The sequence below is a fragment of the Citrobacter sp. Cpo109 genome (genome assembly GCF_030332565.1).
Lineage (GTDB): Bacteria > Pseudomonadota > Gammaproteobacteria > Enterobacterales > Enterobacteriaceae > Citrobacter > Citrobacter portucalensis.
Genome location: NZ_JAOWHQ010000034.1, coordinates 1 through 413, shown reverse-complemented (window position 1 = coordinate 413; position 413 = coordinate 1). Strand labels below are relative to the sequence as shown.

1 pseudogene is annotated in these 413 nt (G+C 58.6%); it reads left to right on the top strand.

Annotation, left to right across the window (positions count from 1 at the left end):
• Nucleotides 1–413 (top strand): annotated as a pseudogene (locus tag OGY71_RS23230) (putative type VI secretion system effector); the annotation flags it as partial.

Genomic DNA, 413 nt, shown 5'->3' with positions numbered 1-413 from the left:
GTGACAAACTACCACCAGCGCTGCCTGACGCACTATTTTGACACCAAAGCCTATCCGCAGACGTGGGAATATTTCAGCAGACAGGATGAGAACATGGCGTCTGCCGCGATGGTGCTGGCTTCGACGGGGTCAGCGGCAACGGCACAGGGCATGGTGGCGAGCAATGAAGACAGGGTTCCTTCTTCGGCATGGTACGTTACGGGCGAAATCAATGGCCGGCAGTTTTCAGGGTGGCTGGGCGCACCCTATTGCCGGGAAGGTGAGGAAGTGGAACTGATTGCCGCGCCGGTGGGAGAGGAGTACCTGGTATATGCCCTTGTCCGGCCACATGCGCGCTCGCTGACCATGCCGCCGTGGTGCTACCAGGGAATACGACGGGCACGAATAGACGCGATGAAAGTCCCCATTTCGAT